The 18,022-nt window shown below is 65.4% G+C and carries 15 protein-coding genes and 1 riboswitch; of the genes, 13 read left to right on the top strand and 2 right to left on the bottom strand.

Going from position 1 to position 18,022, the window contains the following annotated elements:
• Positions 1–137 precede the first annotated feature (137 nt).
• The 10 genes from LOC56_RS02845 (at position 138) to LOC56_RS02800 (ending at position 12,760) form a co-directional block, all read left to right on the top strand.
• Entirely contained in the window at positions 138–3,857 is a 3,720-nt protein-coding gene (locus tag LOC56_RS02845) for a nitrate reductase subunit alpha (protein WP_229950261.1), read from the top strand.
• Positions 3,857–5,629: a nitrate reductase subunit beta gene (narH, locus tag LOC56_RS02840; RefSeq protein WP_229950260.1), complete on the top strand. Its 1,773-nt coding sequence runs from the start codon at positions 3,857–3,859 to the stop codon at positions 5,627–5,629. Before LOC56_RS02845 ends, narH begins: the two co-directional genes overlap by 1 nt.
• A complete protein-coding gene (gene narJ, locus LOC56_RS02835; protein ID WP_229950259.1) occupies positions 5,626–6,324 on the top strand; it encodes a nitrate reductase molybdenum cofactor assembly chaperone in 699 nt (232 codons plus the stop codon). Before narH ends, narJ begins: the two co-directional genes overlap by 4 nt.
• Positions 6,321–7,136: a respiratory nitrate reductase subunit gamma gene (gene narI / locus LOC56_RS02830; RefSeq protein WP_229950258.1), complete on the top strand. Its 816-nt coding sequence runs from the start codon at positions 6,321–6,323 to the stop codon at positions 7,134–7,136. Before narJ ends, narI begins: the two co-directional genes overlap by 4 nt.
• 34 nt (positions 7,137–7,170) lie before the next feature.
• Entirely contained in the window at positions 7,171–8,406 is a 1,236-nt protein-coding gene (locus tag LOC56_RS02825; protein WP_229950257.1) for an MFS transporter, read from the top strand.
• Between the two features lie 37 nt (positions 8,407–8,443).
• Positions 8,444–9,184 (top strand): histidine phosphatase family protein, encoded by a 741-nt coding sequence (locus LOC56_RS02820; RefSeq protein WP_229950256.1) that lies wholly within the window; start codon positions 8,444–8,446, stop codon positions 9,182–9,184.
• Positions 9,165–10,046 (top strand): NAD(P)H-hydrate dehydratase, encoded by an 882-nt coding sequence (locus LOC56_RS02815; protein WP_229950254.1) that lies wholly within the window; start codon positions 9,165–9,167, stop codon positions 10,044–10,046. The genes LOC56_RS02820 and LOC56_RS02815 overlap by 20 nt, the downstream gene beginning before the upstream one ends.
• A 184-nt stretch (positions 10,047–10,230) precedes the next feature.
• Complete coding sequence (locus tag LOC56_RS02810) at positions 10,231–11,625, top strand: hypothetical protein (RefSeq protein WP_229950252.1); 1,395 nt, start codon at positions 10,231–10,233, stop codon at positions 11,623–11,625.
• A gap of 121 nt (positions 11,626–11,746) precedes the next feature.
• On the top strand, positions 11,747–12,511 hold the full coding sequence (locus LOC56_RS02805; protein WP_229950251.1) for a CPBP family intramembrane glutamic endopeptidase: 765 nt from the start codon (positions 11,747–11,749) through the stop codon (positions 12,509–12,511).
• Between the two features lie 96 nt (positions 12,512–12,607).
• Positions 12,608–12,760 (top strand): hypothetical protein, encoded by a 153-nt coding sequence (locus tag LOC56_RS02800; RefSeq protein WP_229950248.1) that lies wholly within the window; start codon positions 12,608–12,610, stop codon positions 12,758–12,760.
• Positions 12,761–12,842: 82 nt separating this feature from the next.
• Here the strand turns inward: LOC56_RS02800 and LOC56_RS02795 are convergent, their stop codons facing one another.
• Both LOC56_RS02795 and LOC56_RS02790 read right to left on the bottom strand, forming a co-directional pair.
• Positions 12,843–13,247, bottom strand: coding sequence for a hypothetical protein (locus LOC56_RS02795; RefSeq protein ID WP_229950246.1), 405 nt, complete (start codon positions 13,245–13,247; stop codon positions 12,843–12,845).
• 15 nt (positions 13,248–13,262) lie between these two features.
• Positions 13,263–13,395: riboswitch (SAM riboswitch) on the bottom strand.
• A 383-nt stretch (positions 13,396–13,778) separates the two neighbouring features.
• Positions 13,779–14,798, bottom strand: a complete 1,020-nt coding sequence (locus LOC56_RS02790) for an LLM class flavin-dependent oxidoreductase (RefSeq protein ID WP_229950244.1) — start codon at positions 14,796–14,798, stop codon at positions 13,779–13,781.
• Between the two features lie 73 nt (positions 14,799–14,871).
• Between LOC56_RS02790 and LOC56_RS02785 the strand changes: the two genes are divergently transcribed.
• The 3 genes from LOC56_RS02785 to LOC56_RS02775 all read left to right on the top strand — a co-directional run bounded on the left by LOC56_RS02785 (position 14,872) and on the right by LOC56_RS02775 (position 18,002).
• Positions 14,872–15,423, top strand: coding sequence for an RBBP9/YdeN family alpha/beta hydrolase (locus LOC56_RS02785; protein ID WP_229950242.1), 552 nt, complete (start codon positions 14,872–14,874; stop codon positions 15,421–15,423).
• A 10-nt stretch (positions 15,424–15,433) separates the two neighbouring features.
• On the top strand, positions 15,434–16,501 hold the full coding sequence (locus LOC56_RS02780; protein WP_229950240.1) for an ATP-dependent DNA ligase: 1,068 nt from the start codon (positions 15,434–15,436) through the stop codon (positions 16,499–16,501).
• A 118-nt stretch (positions 16,502–16,619) separates the two neighbouring features.
• Entirely contained in the window at positions 16,620–18,002 is a 1,383-nt protein-coding gene (locus tag LOC56_RS02775) for an FAD-binding oxidoreductase (RefSeq protein WP_229950238.1), read from the top strand.
• Positions 18,003–18,022: the final 20 nt, after the last annotated feature.

Below are 18,022 nucleotides of genomic sequence, written 5' to 3'. Positions count from 1 at the left end.
TATCGCCCGTGGGCAAACCGCCGGACCGCAGGCCGACGGCGCGGTAAGCCCTGTCCGCGCGCCGGAGTGCCCCGCTCCGGCGGCAGTTCTCCGCTTACCCCTGTCGGGACCGGACGCCCTGCCCCAAGCTTGGAGGTATGGCTGGCTCCGTTTCGGGGATCGATGGCCCCGCATCCGATGCAATGCTCTCTCTCGGCAGGTTCTTCACCCGGTGGGATGAAACGGGTGACGGCAGGGCCGTGTTCCGGGAAGGCGGCCGTGAGGGCGACGCCTTCTACCGGAACCGGTGGAGCCACGACAAGGTGGTGCGCTCCACCCACGGCGTGAACTGCACGGGGTCCTGTTCCTGGAAGGTGTATGTCAAGGACGGGATCATCACCTGGGAGGCGCAGGAAACCGACTATCCCTCGGTGGGACCGGACCGGCCGGAGTATGAGCCCCGCGGCTGCCCCCGCGGTGCGGCCTTTTCCTGGTACACCTATTCCCCCACCCGGGTTCGGTTCCCCTATATCCGCGGCGTGCTGCTGGAGATGTACCGGGAAGCCAAGCGGCGTACGGGAGACCCGGTGCTGGCCTGGGAGGAGATTGTCCGCGACCCGCAGCGCCGTCGTACGTACCAGCAGGCCCGCGGCAAGGGCGGACTGGTGCGCTCCAGCTGGGCCGAAGCGCTGGAGATGACGGCCGCAGCGCACATTTCGACGATCAAGAACTACGGCCCGGACCGCTGCACGGGCTTTTCGCCGATTCCGGCCATGTCCATGGTCTCGCACGCGGCCGGAGCCCGGTTCATCAACCTCATCGGCGGGGTGATGAACAGCTTCTACGACTGGTACGCGGACCTTCCCGTGGCCAGCCCGCAGGTGTTCGGCGACCAGACGGACGTCCCCGAATCCGGAGACTGGTGGGATGCCACCTACCTGATGATGTGGGGGTCCAACATCCCGGTGACCCGCACGCCGGATGCGCACTGGATGGTGGAAGGGCGCTACCGCGGGACCAAGGTGGTCTCCGTCAGCCCGGACTATGCGGACAACACGAAGTTCGCGGACGAATGGCTGCCTGCCGCCGCCGGCTCCGACGGCGCGCTTGCCATGGCCATGGGACACGTGATTCTTAAGGAAAACTTCGTTGACCGGCGCGTGCCGTTTTTTGAGGGCTATGTGCTGCAGTACACCGACCTGCCGTTCCTCGTCACGCTCGAGGAGCGGGACGACGGCACCGTGGTGCCGGGGAAGTTCCTCACCGCGGCGGACCTGGGGCACCGTGAAGCCAAGGCCTCCGACTCCGCGTTCAAGACGGTCCTGCTGGACCGCGACGCCGGCACCCCGGTAGTGCCCAACGGATCTGTGGGATTCCGGTACAACGAGGCCGACGCCGGCAAGTGGAACCTGGACCTGCAGGGGGTGGTGCCGGCACTGTCCATCGCGGATGCCGCTACCGTCCGGCAGGGGACCAGCCGGGTGGACCTGCCCGCCTTCACCGAGCCCGGCGGCACGGGCTCCGTCCTGCGCCGCGGCGTGCCGGTGACCACGGTGGCGGGGAAAACCGTGACCACGGTGTTCGATTTGATGCTCGCACAGTACGGGCTCGGGCGGAACGGACTGCCGGGGGACTGGGCGGCCGGATACGACGACGCCGGCACCCCCTACACGCCGGCGTGGCAGCAGGAGATCACCAATGTGACTCCCGAAGCCGTGATCCGCACGGCCCGGGACTTCGCGGCCAACGCGGAGAAATCGAACGGCCGGTCCATGATCATCCTCGGCGCCGGCATCTGCCAGTGGTACCACGGGGACGTGACCTACCGGGCCATCCTGGCCATGCTGATGCTCTGCGGCTGCCAGGGCCGCAACGGCGGCGGCTGGGCGCACTACGTGGGCCAGGAAAAGTGCCGGCCGATTACCGGCTGGGCGGCCATGGCTTCGGCCGGGGACTGGAACCGGCCGCCGCGCTTTATGATCGGCACCGCGTTCTGGTACATGCATACCGACCAGTTCCGTTCCGACGGCTATTCCTCCGATTCGATGCAGTCGCCGCTGGCCACCGGACACCTGCGCGGGCTGCACACCGCCGACGTCATCGCGAAGTCCACCCGGATGGGCTGGATGCCTTTCTTCCCCCAGTTCGATGCAAAGAACTCCCTGGATGTTGCCGACGACGCGGCCGCAGGGGTGGCCCGCGGCGAGGCGAGCGACGAGGCGGGGTGGGTGGCGCAGCAACTCAAGGACGGGCGGCTGCGGTTCGCGGTGGAGGACGTGGACGCCCCGGAAAACTGGCCGCGGACGCTGATCCTGTGGCGGTCGAACCTGCTGGGCTCCTCGGCCAAGGGGGAGGAGTATTTCCAGAAACACCTGCTCGGCACGCTGAACAACGTTATGGGCGCGGATCACAGCGAGTCCCGGCCACGCGACGTCGTCTGGCGCGAAGACGCACCGCAGGGCAAACTCGATCTGCTCGTCTCCGCCGACTTCCGGATGACGAGCTCCACGCTGCTGTCCGACGTCGTGTTCCCCGCTGCCACCTGGTACGAGAAATACGACCTTTCCTCCACGGACATGCACCCCTATGTGCACGCGTTTACCCCCGCGATCCCGCCGCCGTGGGAAGCGAAGACGGATTACGACCTGTTCCGCCTGCTCGCGGAGGAGTTCTCCCGGCAGGCCGCGACACACCTCGGGGTGCGCAGGGACCTCGTGGCCACCGCACTCACGCATGACACACCCGGTGAGATCGCGCAGCCCGGCGGGCACGCCCCGGATTGGAAGGGCACCGACATCCCGGCGGTCCCGGGAAGGAACCTGCCCTCCCTTGCCGTGGTGGAGCGGGACTATACGGCCATCGCCGAGAAGTTCGCCGCCGTCGGACCGCTGGCGGACAAACTGGGATTCACCACCAAGTACGTGAAGTACGACGTGTCGCGGCCCCTGGCGCAGCTGGCCCGCAAGCACGGCGTTTTTGACCGGGGTGCGGCGGCGGGCCGCCCGGCGGTGGATACCGATGCCCGCATGGCCGAAGCGATCCTGCTGCTTTCCGGTACCACCAACGGGGAACTCGCCGTGCAGGGTTTCCGGACCCTGGAGAAACGGACCGGCACGCCGCTGGCGGATCTGGCCGAGGGCGCCGAGGACCGGCAGATCACCTTCCGGGACACCCAGGACCGGCCGACGCCGGTGCTGACCTCTCCGGAGTGGTCCGGCTCCGAGACCGGAGGCAGGCGCTACGCACCGTTCACGATCAACATCGAACGGCTCAAACCCTTCCACACGCTCACCGGTCGGATGCACTTTTTCCTCGACCATGACTGGATCCTGGACATGGGCGAGGCGCTGCCGATCTACCGGCCGCCGCTGGACATGCACCGCCTGTTCGGAGAACCGCAGCTGGGCACCCGCGGGGAGCTCTCCGTGGCAGTGCGTTACCTGACTCCGCACAACAAGTGGTCCATCCACTCCGAATACCAGGACAACCTGCTGATGCTCTCGCTTTCCCGCGGCGGAACGTCGGTATGGATAAGCCCGCAGGACGCCGCCCTGATCGAGGTGTCGGACAACGAGTGGGTGGAATGCGTGTCCAACTCCGGGGTGCTGGTGGGCCGGGCCATTGTCAGCAGCCGGATGCCGGCCGGCGTCATCTACGTCTACCACGCGCAGGAACGGATCATCGACGTGCCCAAGTCCGAAGCCACCGGCCGGCGCGGCGGCATCCACAACTCCGTGACCCGGATCCTGGTCAAACCCACCCACATGATCGGCGGGTATGCCCAGCTGTCCTGGGCCTTCAACTACCTCGGTCCCACCGGCAACCAGCGGGACATTGTCTCCGTGGTGCGCAAACGTTCCCAGGAGGTGCAGTACTGATGCGGATCATGGCTCAGACAGCAATGGTGATGGCGCTGGACAAGTGCATCGGCTGCCACACCTGCTCGGTAACCTGCAAACAGGCCTGGACCAACCGGGCCGGCACCGAATACGTCTGGTTCAACAACGTGGAAACCCGGCCCGGGCAGGGGTATCCGCGCAGGTACGAAGACCAGGAGCGGTGGAAGGGCGGCTGGGAGCTGAACAGCCGCGGCAGGCTGAAGCTCAAAGCCGGCGGGAGGCTGGCCAAACTCTTCGGCATCTTTGCCAGCCCGGTCCAGCCGGAGCTGAACGACTACTACGAGCCCTGGACCTACGACTACGAAAACCTGATCAACGCACCTGCCGGGAACGACTTTCCCGTGGCCAAGCCCAAGTCACTCATCACCGGCCAGGACATGAAAATCACCTGGTCGGCCAACTGGGACGATGACCTGGGCGGGTCCGAGCGGACCGGCGGGCAGGACCCGGTGCTGGAGAAAATGCGCCGGGACGCCGAGGAGAAGGTGAAGCTGGAATTCGATTCCACCTTCATGTTCTATCTGCCGAGGATCTGCGAGCACTGCCTGAATCCCTCCTGCATGGCCTCCTGCCCAAGCGGTGCAATCTATAAGCGTGAAGAGGACGGCATCGTTTTGGTGGACCAGGACCGCTGCCGGGGCTGGCGCCAGTGCATCACCGGCTGCCCGTACAAGAAGATGTACTTCAACCACCGCTCGGGCAAGGCGGAGAAGTGCACGTTCTGCTATCCGCGCATCGAGGTGGGCATCCCCACGGTCTGCGCCGAAACGTGTGTCGGCCGGCTGCGGTACATCGGGATTTTCCTGTACGACGCCGACCGCGTCACCGAAGCCGCCTCCGTGCCCAACGAGCAGGACCTCTACGAGGCGCAGCTGGACCTGATGATGGACCCCAACGATCCGGACGTGATAGCCGGCGCGCGGGCCGAAGGCATCCCGGAGGACTGGCTGGACGCTGCCCGGCGCTCGCCGGTCTACGCCCTGGCCAAGGAAATGCGGGTGGCGCTGCCGCTGCACCCCGAATACCGGACGATGCCAATGGTCTGGTACGTGCCGCCGCTGTCCCCGATCGTGGACGTGCTGAAGGAGCAGGGGCACGACGGCGAAGCGGCGGAGAATCTCTTCGGCGCCATCGAGGCCCTGCGGATTCCGGTGGAATACCTCGCCGAACTCTTCACCGCCGGAGACACCGACCTGGTCACCGCAGTGCTGCGGAAGCTTGCCGCCATGCGCGCCTACATGCGAAACATCACCCTGGGTGATGAGCCTGACGAGCGGATCGCGGCCGACGTCGGCATGACCGGCGAGCAGATTGTCGCGATGTACCGGCTGATGGCCATTGCGAAATACGAGGAGCGGTACGTGATTCCCGCGGCGCATGCGGAGGACGCCCACAACCTCGAAGAGATCGGCTGCTCCCTGGATGTCGAGGGCGGCCCCGGGATGGGACAGACCGGGGTCTTCGGCGAGGCTTCCGGGCGGCCGATGCCCGTGGCGGTGGAGAACTTCGAAGCCCTGCAGGCCCGGCAGCGCGGGGAGGACCCGACGGGCAACGGCAACCTGGGCGGGCGGGTGAACCTGCTCAACTGGGACGGACGGGGTTCTCCGCAGGGGCTGTTCCCGGCCAACAACAACCGCGGCGCACCCGATGAGGGTGCCGGCGAGGGCATGGGCGCCGGATACGACCAGGCAGAGGGCGACGGGCCCGGATCGGATCAAGGCAGGGCTGACCGGGGCGGGTCGCAGCCATGAGCCTGCTGGAGAAACTGCTCGGCAAACCCGGGAAGGGCACCCTTGAGCCCGGGCCCTACGCCGATGCCCGGCCCGGCCGCAGCCGGGTGATCCGTCAGGCGGCTGCCCTGCTGCTCGAATACCCTGATGGGCAGCTGGTGGAACAGATCCCGGGAATCCGCGCGGCCCTGGCTGAAGCGGGGGTGCCGGTAGGGGAGCTGGAACCTCTCTTCGACTGGCTGTCGTCCCGGCCGCTGCCGGATGTGCAGGCCGCCTATGTGCAGGAGTTCGACCTGTCCAAGCGGCACAGCCTGCACCTGACCTACTGGACCGACGGCGATACCCGCCGCAGGGGCGAGGCGCTCGCCGCCTTCAAGGAGATCTACCGCTCCCACAGCGTGCTGCCGGAAGGCACCGAGCTGCCGGACTACCTGCCCCTGGTGCTGGAATTCGCCGCCAAGGTTTCTCCGGAGGACGGTTACGAACTGCTGCAGCGCTACCGTCCGTCAGTGGAACTGCTCCGGCTGGCCCTGCGGGACGACGGCCTGCCCTACGAGGGCGTCCTGACCCTGGTCTGCTCCACCCTTCCCGGAGTCTCACCCGAGACCCAGGCCGCCGTGATGCGTACGGCGGGCTACGGTCCGCCCACCGAAACCGTGGGGCTGGAACCGTACAGCTCGCGGCTGCTGCCGGTGAGCGAAAGGAGCCACCCATGACTGCCGTACCTGCACCGCTGGATGTGCCGCCGCCGGAGAACGTGCAGGTGGGCGTGGACGACGTCATGCTGTGGGGAGTGCTGCCCTATCTGGTGGTGGCTATCCTGGTGCTCGGCTCCATCTGGCGGTACCGGTATGACCAATTCGGCTGGACCACCCGGTCATCCCAGCTCTACGAGTCCAGGCTGCTGCGCATTGCTTCCCCGCTCTTCCACTTCGGAATCCTGGCAGTGATTGTGGGGCATTTCGTCGGATTGGTGATTCCGAAAACCTGGATGGACGCCATCGGGCTCAACGAGGACACCTACCATTTTTTCGCCCTCAGCGTGGGCATCCTGGCGGGCGTAGCCACCCTGGTGGGGATAGTGCTGTTGATCTACCGACGCCGGACCACCGGGCCGGTATTCATGGCCACCACCCGCAATGACAAGGCGATGTACATCTTCCTGCTGGCGGCGATCCTGACCGGACTGGCGACCACTGTCTTCTCCGTTTTCGATACCAACATCGTCAACTACCGGGACACCGTGGCACCGTGGTTCCGCTCCATCTTCATCCTGCAGCCCGACATCACGGGGATGACGGCTGCCTCCATGTCCTTCAAGATCCATACGGTCTTCGGGCTGGTGCTCTTTGCCATCTGGCCTTTCACCCGCCTGGTCCATGCGTTTACCGCACCCGTGCACTACCTGTTCCGGCCCTACATCGTTTACCGTTCACGGGGCCGGCGTCCGGTTTCCGGCGCGAGGACGCCGCGCGGCGGCTGGGACCCTGTGGGGACCCCCGATAGGGACCGTCCGGGCGGTCCCTGAGTAGCGAGTTCATCTGGCGGAAGGCAGGCAGCCCATGTCTACAGCATCTCCTCCTCCGGCCGCAGGCGCAGACCTCCGGTCCGGCCAGCTGCGGAACCTGATCGTGGCAACCATTGCCTCCACGGTGGGGTTCTGGGCCTGGACGATCATCGGGCCGCTCTCCAGCCGCTACGCCGCAGACATGGATCTGGGGGCCGGACAAACCTCGGTCCTGGTGGCCATGCCGATCCTGGTCGGCTCGGTGGCCCGGATTCCTGTCGGCGCCCTGACGGACCGCTACGGCGGCCGGGTCATGTTCACCGTGATCCTGGGGGTGACGGCGCCGCTGGTGCTGCTCACCGGAATCGTCGGCCAGCTGGGCAACTTCCCGTTCCTGGTGGTCATTGCGTTCTTCCTCGGCATCGCCGGGACAGTCTTCGCGATCGGCATCCCCTTCTGCTCCGCCTGGTACGAACGCAGCCGGAAGGGCTTCGCGACCGGGGTGTTCGGGGCCGGCATGGTGGGGACGGCCGTGTCGGCGTTCTTCACCCCGCGGCTGGTGGCCGCCGTCGGCTACATGGGCACCCACATCACCATCGCCGTCGTCGTCGCAGCCATGGCGGTGCTGAGCTGGCTGATCCTGCGCGAATCACCTGCTTGGTCAAAACCCACGGAACCGGTGCTGCCGAAGATCACCCACGCCTTCACCCTGCGCGCCACCTGGCAGCTGTGCTTCCTGTACGGCGTGGTGTTCGGTGCGTTCGTGGCGTTCTCGAACTACCTGCCCACCTATCTGGGCAATGTCTACGATTACGATGCCACCGCGGCAGGGACGAGGACCGCCGGCTTTGCCGTGGCCGCTGTCATCGCCCGCCCGATCGGCGGCACCATCGCGGACAAGGTGGGGCCGAAGCTGGTCACGCTCGCGTCCTTTGCCGGCACGGCGGTCCTGGCCGTCATTGTTGCCCTCCGGCCCGAGGAGGAGGAGGTCTACGGTACGGCGTTCATCCTGATGGCCTTGTTCCTGGGGCTGGGCACCGGCGGAGTGTTCGCCTGGGTGGGCCGTGCCGCTCCGGCGAAGGACGTGGGTACCGTCGGCGGGATTATTGCCGCCGCCGGCGGGCTCGGCGGCTACTTCCCGCCGCTGGTCATGGGCGCAACCTATGATCCGGCGAACCGCAGCTATTTCGTGGGCCTCATGCTGCTCGCTGCCTTCGCCGCCGTCGCCCTGCTGCTGACCTTCACGGTGCGCAACGGCGGCCGGGTGGACACTCGCTCCGGTGCCTCCTGACCCTTGGCCTCCGGAGACCGGCGGGTAGAGTCGGAGCATGGGTGCTACTGAACTGATTCTGGTCCGCCACGGCGAATCCGCCGGAAACGTGGCCGCTACCCGCGCGGGCCGCGAGGGCGCCGAACGTATTGACCTTCCCTGGCGGGACCCCGACGTCCCGCTCAGCCCCGACGGCGAGCAGCAGGCTGCAGCGCTTGGCCGCTGGATTGCCGGGCTTCCCGCCGAAGAACTGCCCGACTCCGTCTGGTGTTCGCCCTACCTGCGGGCCCGGCAGACAGCGGAACTGGCGGGGCTGCCCGGCATCACCGGCGGTGTGCGGGTCGATGAGCGCCTGCGGGACCGGGAACTGGGGATCCTGGACCTGCTGACCTCCGCCGGCGTCGCAGCGCGTTATCCCGAGGAAGCCGAACGCCGGTCCTGGCTGGGGAAATTCGCCTACCGTCCGCCGGGCGGCGAGTCGTGGGCCGACGTCGCGCTGCGGCTGCGTTCGGTGTTCCGGGACCTCGACGACGAGGAAGACGGCAAGCGGGTGGCAGTGGTTTGCCACGACGCCGTGATCCTGCTGATCCGCTACGTCCTGGAACGGATGAGCGAGCAGGAACTGCTGGACACCGCCGCCGCCAACAGCGTGCGGAACGGCTCAGTGACCCGGCTGGTGCGCCCCGCCGGCACCGGGCCCTGGAAGCTGCACACCTTCAACAGCGTGCTCCACCTGCAGGACAGTGGAGCACCCGTAACCGAACATGCAGGAGAAACAGATGACATCCACCCCCGCTGAGCTTGTTACCCCCGCGCTGCTGCGCGGCTGGCGGCTTTCCACCGAGGCCTCCGGCAAGGAGGACCGCGGCACCGTGCTGGTGATCGGCGGAGCCCGCAGCACGCCGGGAGCGGTGATGCTGGCCGGGCTTGCCGGACTGCGGGTCGGCGCCGGCCGCCTGACCATGGGGTTGGCGGAATCGGCCGCGATCGCCGTAGCTGTGGCGATCCCCGAATCAGGAGTGGTGGGACTGCTCGAGGAAGACGGCGGGATTGACGGCGGCGCGGCCGGCAAACTGCTCGAATCCGATCTTTCGACGGCGTCGGCAGTGGTCATCGGCCCCGGCCTGGACGACGCCGAGCAGGCCGCAGCGCTCCTGCGGTCAGTGGTTCCGCTGCTCGGGGAAAAGACCCAGGTGGTACTGGACGCCTTTGCCCTCGGTGTGCTGCCCGGGCTGCCGGAACTCTACGACACCCTGGCCGGCCGGCTGGTCCTGACCCCGAACGGTGCTGAAATCCTGCGCCTCCTCGAGGACGAGGATGCCGACGAAGATTCCCTGGACCTGCCGAAAGCGTCCATGGAGGTGGCACGGAAATACTCGGCGGTGGTCAGCGCGCACAACGTCATCACCTCTCCTGACGGAAGGAGCTGGGAAGTGCCGGCCGGGAACTCGGGCCTGGGAACTTCCGGGTCCGGGGATGTCCTCGCCGGTGCGGTGGGCGGATTCCTTGCCCGCGGTGCGACGCCGGAACAGGCGGCATGCTGGGGCACGTATCTGCACGCGGTGAGCGGGGACCGGCTCTCCGCCTCACGGGGCCCGCTCAGCTTCCTGGCACGGGAACTGCTCGAGGCCATGCCTCCGGTGATCGCGGAGTTGAGCTAGCGAGGGGCTGTATCCCGGCGGAACGGGCCCGCGCGTGGGAGTGCTTGAGGGGCCGCTATCATGTGGCAGGAAACGGTGCTATTCAGCGGTAGCCCGATGCGGGCGGAGGTGAACGTTCGTGCGTCCCAGCCGTTTGTATAGTTCCAATCCCCGGAAAAACCATATTCTCCTGTAAAAAGGAGTCATGTATTCGATACCAAGCGCGACCCTTAGACCAGTTCAGAATGCGCGGGCGCTGAACCAGTCCATTCCTATGGCAGGTCAAGACCACTATGCGCAGGTGCAAGGGTGCATCAGTCTTCTTGAACTAATCGAGCGGCAAGAGCACGAAGGTATCCCGTTCGACCCGTCGCTGACGGCGCATCTGACGCCTAGGCAGCGAGACGAGTTGAAGTTGATCGTTAGAAAATCTGTTTCCGGTTTCATGGATATCGCCGACGGTAGCCATGATGAAGGGGTAATGATTTCGGGGCAAGAATACGACCCCGAGACCTTTGCTGTCTTCCAGAAAATGCTCTTCAGTACTGCGCGCAAAGTAATCGTTCCCCGACGAGGAAAATTGTTGCAGAGGTCGGTTTTGATAAGCATTGTTATCGGTTTTGAGACGATGTTGATCGACTTAGCGACAGCTGCTATCAGAAATAATCCTAAGCTAGCGAATTTGGAGAATGCGACCCTCAGTCTTGCAGAGCTTGGTTCTCTTGGGACGGTAGAGGAAGCGACTGATTATCTCATTTCCCGCCAGGTGGAGGATCTGGCGCGCGGCTCTATAGATGACTGGGAAAAGTGGTTCGCAAAAATAGGTGTGAAGCTTCGTGAGATACCAGCCGATTGGGTAGAGTTTCGAGAAATATTTGCGCGCAGGAACCTGTTCGTTCACACCAATGGGAGGGTCAGCGCACAGTATGTTTCTGTTTTATCAGGGGCAGGTGCGCCAGGTGGTGATATTCCAGCGAAGGGTAGCAATATTGATATCACGACAGATTACTTAGCCGAGTCTTGTGAGCTGGTAATTTCCACCGGTGCCCTGCTAGTAACCAGTGTATGGATGAAGTTGGCAGACAAAGACTCCCAGCTGCCGGTAGCGTGGATTTTACACACGGCGGACTTGGCCCTAGAGGATGGAAACTTTGCAGCTTGTGTGCGCATAACAGAAAAGATCACGCAGGCGCTAGGTAGCAAATTGGACCTCGTGGCCAGTTGCCGATTGAAGGTCACCAACTGGGCTTCTCGTGCAATGCTGGGCGAAGAAGACGTGGTGGCGAAGGAAGCCGAAGTGTGGGATGTCCGCGGGCTAGATTCCCTGTATAGCCATTTTCGGTCTGTCTTTATTCGTGATGACGAGCGCGCGATAAGCGAACTGACACTCTTGGTCGATCAGAATCGGCTGTCAAAACATACTGTATTGACATCGAAGAGCTACGAGAAGCTGCGTGAACGCTCAGAATCTGCTCTGTTGCAAGCGCTTAAGATAGACGTCTCTGGAGTTGCTGCAGTAAGGGGTGCAGAAAGCGCGGTGGACCTTGAGTATGCGCCTGAAGCGGGAACTCGTGGGCTCGGGGCCAGCTCGGATGGCTGATATAAAGGTGCAGACTGGAAAGCCTGGTTAACGACTCTCTCTTGGAGCCATGTCTCCGGTGATCGCGGAGTTGAGCTAGCGAGGGGCTGTATCCCGGCAGAACGGCCCATATCCTGAGGTAATGACAGCAAACGAATACCGGACCGGTCCGTCGGGGCGCCCTGCGGCCCAAATCCCGTGGCTTTCCTACCGTTTCACCCGCCGTGACGCGGTGGCAGCTGGCTTCTACGTAGTATTCCTGCTGGTCCTGAGCTTTGCGCCCGGACTCGTCATGCCTGTCCTGGTGATGCTGGTTCCGGATCCCGTTGCAGCCGCCTACGTCCTGAACCTGGCGTTTTACGGGGTTGCCGGTCTGTTGGCCTTCCTGGCGGCCCGGCCGTACGTGGTGCGGGAAACCAAGATCCTGGCTACCCGACCGGTGCTGTCCCTGTCCCTGATTCCTGCCGGCGTCATCGCCATGCTCATTGTCACCATGATCGGGGCACTGCTGAGCGGGCAGATTGAAACGGCCGTAAACCAGGAAGCCGTAGAGGGATTCGTGGGGTCCGTGTCGCCCTGGCTGGTAGTACCGCTGCTGGTGGTCCTGGCACCGTTTGTCGAGGAGTACATCTTCCGGCACTTGCTGATCGGCAAACTCAGCCGGTACTGGAATCTCTGGGGCTGCTGCATCCTGTCGGTCCTGTTGTTCGCCTCCATCCACATTGTGGGCAAGGAATCCCTGTCCCTCCCGGTGCTGATGCCTTACCTGGCGATGGGCGCCACGCTTGTGGGCATTTACGTCTGGGCCGGAAACAACTTCATGCTTTCCTACGGTGTGCACGCCGCGAAAAACCTGCTGGGTGTCATCCTCATCTACAGCGTGCCGCCGGAGCTGCTGCAGCAGTAGCTGCCTTCTCCGCCGCCAGCCGTGCCGACTGACTACTCCGGTAGCATCAGCACCATCCGGTCAGCAGCGGCAAGCCGGCAAGAATGCGGGGGACACATGGCAATCGGGTCGGCGTTTGGAATGCTGTATCTGCTCGTGGTTATCGGGACCGCAGTTCTGGTGCTGTGGGTTCTGGTGTTGTTGATCGTCTTCCTGCGGCTGCGCATTGCCCAGCTTCGTGGTGCCTCAGGGGAAACCGGACCGCAATAGCACCGCACTGTTCCAATGCGGCCGGTTTCGTCCGCAGGGCTTGCTTCGCCCCGGAACCTGGAATTCCGGGGCAGAGCGGCAGCTAGGAGCCGGCCTTCTCGATCCGCTCAGTTTCCGGGGCCCGCACCAGGGAGCCGTTGCACGGGACTACCCGCTCCGGCCGGGCCAAGTAGAAAAAAGAGCTCCGGGCACCGGAATCGAACCCGCCCGGCACCATCAGGGTGGAATAGCGCTGGCACCACTGCGGCGTGTCGACGGCGGTCTCGAGCGCGGTGGCCACGGCCCGAACATTGTGGAACCACATCAGCTGCTGGGTTCCTTCGGACACCAGGTAGATGAGGTCCAGCTGCGGATCGGCCGTGACTTCGACGTCCGACCACTGCTCCCAGCCCTCGAGCCGGCGTCGGTGGATCCAATGGATGTTGTGGCCCGGGGTGAAGCCGCTGCAGTTGCTGAGGCCGGATTTGCTGACACTGGAAATGCTCACAGTGGGTTCCTTTTCAGGTTGTCCTTGCCTGCGACGGACGAAGCAGGCCGCTTCGTCATCCGAACCACCCGCCGAACAGTGGGGTTGGTGTGGGGCCAGTCGGAGCTTTTGTGCCCGGTAAACCGGGCGGAGGCCACATCTCGTGAAGCTGAAAACTACTCTAGCGGAGGCCACTGACATTTCGACAGAGGGCCGTTTCCGGGGTGCCGCTGGGTGTGCGTGCGTCGTGTGGGTGGGCGCCTCGCCTTCCCGTCCGGCGCCTACGTTCTGCACCTCGCCTTCCGTCCGCGCTAAGACCTCGGGGACGAACGTCTGCACAACTCACAGCCGGGGGCCGGGGGCTGGGGGATGCAACCGTTGCTGGGAGGAGCTGGAGGCGACGCACCCGCCACCGGAGGGGCTGGAGGAAGGCGGCTTTAATATTTCCCGCGAGCTCTGCGAGCGGGGAATTTCGTTGCCGCCGTTCCAGCCCCGCAGGGGGCGGATCCGGGTGGATCTGGCGGACCGGGCGGACCCTGGCCACGACGAGACTTACCGCCAGCCGGCCCCCGGCGCCACGAGCTTGACGATGCTCTCCAGCAGATGCGCGTTGTACTCCACGCCCAGCTGGTTCGGCACGGTCACCAGGACGGTGTCGGCTTCCTGCACGGCAGCGTCCGCGGCCAATTCAGCAGCAATAACATCGGGTTCACCGATGTAGCTCTTGCCGAACCGAGCCAAGCCGCCGTCGAGATGGCCCACCTGGTCCCGGCCCTCTGCCTGCGCGCGCAGCCCGAAGTAGTGCCGGTCCTGCCCGGTCACCAGCGGAATGATGCTGCGGCTGACGGACACCCGCGGGGTGCCCTGATGTCCGGCGTCGGCCCAGGCCTTCCGGTACACCGCAATCTGCTCGGCCTGGAGCTGGTCGAACGGCACCCCGGTGTCCTCGGTCAGGAGCGTTGAGCTCATCAGGTTCATGCCCTGCTCACCGGTCCACTTGGCGGTGGCCCGGGTCCCGGACCCCCACCAGATCCGCTCCGGCAGTCCGGGGGACAGCGGGTCGATGGCCATGGCGCCGGTGCTGCCGGTCATCGCCGGATCAGCCTGTGCCACTCCGGCGCCGGCGATGGCGGCACGGAACACTTCGGTGTGCTGCCGGGCCATGTCGGCGTCGGAGGAATCCGGGCCGGGAACGTAGCCGAAGGACTCATAACCTCGCAGGGCAGGCTCGGGGGATCCCCGGCTGATGCCGAGCTGCAGCCTGCCTCCGCTGATCAGGTCCGCCACTGCGGCGTCTTCTGCCATTGCCAGCGGATTCATATAGCGCATGTCGATCACTCCCGTGCCTAGCTCGATCCGGCTGGTCCGTGCCGCCATGGCGGAGAGCATGGGGAAGGGGGCGGAGAACTGCGGGGCGAAGTGGTGCACCCGCATGTACGCGCCGTCGACGCCGATTTCCTCGGCGGCGACCGTTAGTTCAATCTGCTGCAGTATTGCGTCCTGCGCACTGGGAGTCATTGATCCCACGGCATTCCGGTAATGTCCGAAGGACAAGAACCCTATTTTCTTCATACGAACTCCAGCGCCGGAAACGTCGGCAGTATTCCCGCTCACATGCGGGCACCAGCGAAAGGATGCAGGCACAGTGCATATCACCATTGTCCCGGGCTATCAGGGCTCGCCACCGGAGCAGTGGCAGAGCCGCTGGGAGGCGGACCTGCCGAACGTCACCCGCATCGCGCCGTCGTCGTGGGATGAACCCGAACTGGAGGACTGGATGGCCGCGCTGGACCGGGCCGCCGGAGCCCGGAACGGGCAGACAGTCCTTGTGGCCCACAGTTTGGGCTGCCTGGCTGCGGTGGAATGGCTGCATCGAAACCCCGACGGCGCCCGCGGAGTGTTTCTGGTCAGCCCGCCGGATCCGGTTGCCGCGTCCTTTCCGGAAGTGGTCAAAACGTTCCGGAATCCGCGGATGCAGGAGCTGCCCGTTCCCGGCCTGCTGATCGCCAGCGAAAGCGATCCGTACTGCGCGCTGCCGGCCGCCCAAGCCATCGCCGCTGCCTGGAAGGTGCCCGTCATCGACGTCGGCGAGCTGGCCCACATCAACGAGGAAAGCGGCGTGGGCTACTGGCAGCAGGGCCGCGACCTGCTCACGGCGTTCACCGCAGGGCTGGGGGAACCGGCAGCAATCGGATAAGAATGGGCACATGGACCTTCCAGTGATGCCCCCGGTTGCCCCGATGCTGGCTAAATCCGTCAGCGCCCTGCCCCGCGGGGACTACCTGTACGAACCCAAATGGGACGGATTCCGGTCCATCATTTTCCGGGACGGCGACGACGTCGAGATCGGCTCCCGGAACGAAAAGCCGATGACGCGGTACTTCCCCGAACTCGTCGAAGCCCTTCGGCAGAACCTGCCTGCGCGGTGCGTGCTGGACGGCGAGATCGTTATGGTGGCCCCGGACGGCAAACGGCTGGACTTCGAACTGCTGCAGCAGCGGATCCATCCCGCCGCCAGCCGGGTGAAACTGCTCGCGGAAGAAACCCCGGCCCGGTTCGTGGCGTTCGACCTGCTGGCCCTGGGCGACGTCGACTACCGGGACCGGCCGTTCTCCGAACGCCGGGAGGCCCTGGTCCAGGCGCTGAAAACGGCGCAGGCACCGGTGTCCGTCACCGCCGCCACCGACGACGCCGATCTGGCGCAGGACTGGTTCGGACGCTTTGAAGGTGCAGGCCTGGACGGCGTGGTGGCCAAACCCCTCGCCGGCCCGTACGCACCGAACAAGCGCACCATGGCCAAGCTCAAGCACGAACGCACGGCCGACTGCGTGCTCGCCGGCTACCGGGTGCACAAGTCCGGCACCGACCTGATCGGCTCCCTGCTGCTGGGTCTTTACAACGACGACGGCGTGCTGGTGAACGTGGGTGCGGCAAGTTCCTTCTCAATGGACCGCCGACGGGAACTGTTCGAGGAACTCCAGCCGCTGGTCGCCGTCGAGGACGGGCATCCCTGGGCCGAAGGGGAGCAGGAGAAGGGCAACCGCACCCCGCGCAACTCCGAAGGCAGCCGCTGGAGCGGGAAAAAGGACTTCTCCTTCGTGCCGCTGCGCCCTGAACGGGTGGTGGAGGTGCGCTACGACCATATGGAGGGGGAGCGGTTCCGCCATGTGGCCCAGTTTTCCCGTTGGCGGCAGGACCGCACGCCCGAATCGTGCACCTATGGGCAGCTGGAGGAGCCGGTGAAATTCGATCTCGCGGAGGTGCTCGGGAGCTAGCGAAGATTTTCCGGCGGGGCTAGGCAGGGAAGGTCGTCGATGCCTAGCATTTTCTGGCAGCACTCTCCGGTCCGCGGACCCGGCGGCCGCGGACACCTGCCCAGCCAAGGAGCCGAAGATGATCCAGGATGCCGACCTTGAAACCCTCCGCGGCGTTGTCCACGGCCCGTTGAACAGCCCCGGGGAGCCCGGGTACGCCGTCGACACCGCCGGCTTCAACCCCTCGGTGATCCAGCGTCCCGATGCCGTGTTCGGTGCAGCCGCCGTCGAGGATGTACAGAATGCCGTCCGCTGGGCAGCTGAGCGCGGCATTCCTGTCGGGATGCAGGCGACCGGCCACGGTGCCGCGGCCGCGATGGACGAGGGCCTGCTGATCAACACGTCCCGGCTGCAGGACCTGGCGGTGGACCCCGACGCCGGCACCGTCACCGTGGGTGCCGGCGTCCGCTGGCGCTCGGTGCTGGGGGAGACCGTGCTGCTCGGGCTCACGGGTCCGCATGGCTCCTCTGGAACCGTGGGAGTGGCGGGTTTCGCGTCCGGCGGAGGGTTGCCGCTGATGGGCCGGGCACTGGGATTCGCCAGCGACCATGTGCAGGCGATCGATGTTGTGACTCCCGACGGCAGCCTGAGGCACCTCGAGGCCGGCAGTGCCGAAGACGCCGGGCTGTTCGCGGCGCTGCGCGGCGGCAAGGGCAATTTCGGCGTCATCACGTCCATGACGCTCGGGTTGACCCCGTTCCGGGAGTTTTACGGCGGCGGCATCATGTACCCGGAAGATGCCGGCCCGGAGGTCCTGGCTGCGTTCCGAGCCTGGACACCCCAGCTGCCGACGGATGTTTCAGCGTCCCTGGCCTTCCTGCACCTGCCCGACGTTCCGTTCCTTCCCGAGGAACTGCGAGGTACCGCGCCGGTGCACCTGCGGTTCGCGGTGTTCGGCAGCCGGGAAGAGGGCGACACTCTGCTGGAACCCATGCGGCATGTATCAGCGCCCTTCATGGATACGGCCGGACCGATGGACTACGGGGCAGTAGGCAGCATCCACATGGATCCGGACGAACCGGTGCCCAGCCTGGACCGCGGGACCCTGTTGGCGGAGCTGCCCGATGAACTGGCGGCCGGTTTGATGGGGCAGGTGGGACCGGGATCGCATACTCCGCTGATGATGACGGAAATCCGGTTGATGGGCGGATCACTGGCCCTGGATCCTCCGTTCGAGGATTCGGTGTCCGGCCGGGATGCAGGCTTCAACCTCTACTCCGTGGGACTCAACGTTCCGCCGGCTGCGGATGCCACAGCAGCGGCCCTGGATCGGCTCGACGTCGTCGTCGGCCCCTACGTTGCGGGTGCGCTGGTCAACCTCCGCGGACCGGCACGCACGAAGGCGGGTGCCCAGCCTGCATGGGATCCGGAAGTTTTCGCGCGGCTGCAGGCAACCAAGGCCGCCTACGATCCGCAGAACCTCTTCCGGTTCGGCCACGCGGTTCCGCTGCCGGTCTCCTGACAGCGGCTCCCGAAGCCCGG

The sequence above is a fragment of the Arthrobacter sp. zg-Y179 genome (assembly GCF_020907345.1).
Lineage (GTDB): Bacteria > Actinomycetota > Actinomycetes > Actinomycetales > Micrococcaceae > Arthrobacter_B > Arthrobacter_B jinronghuae.
Note: the sequence above shows the minus strand (reverse complement) of the source record. Positions and strands in the feature narration are given on the sequence as shown.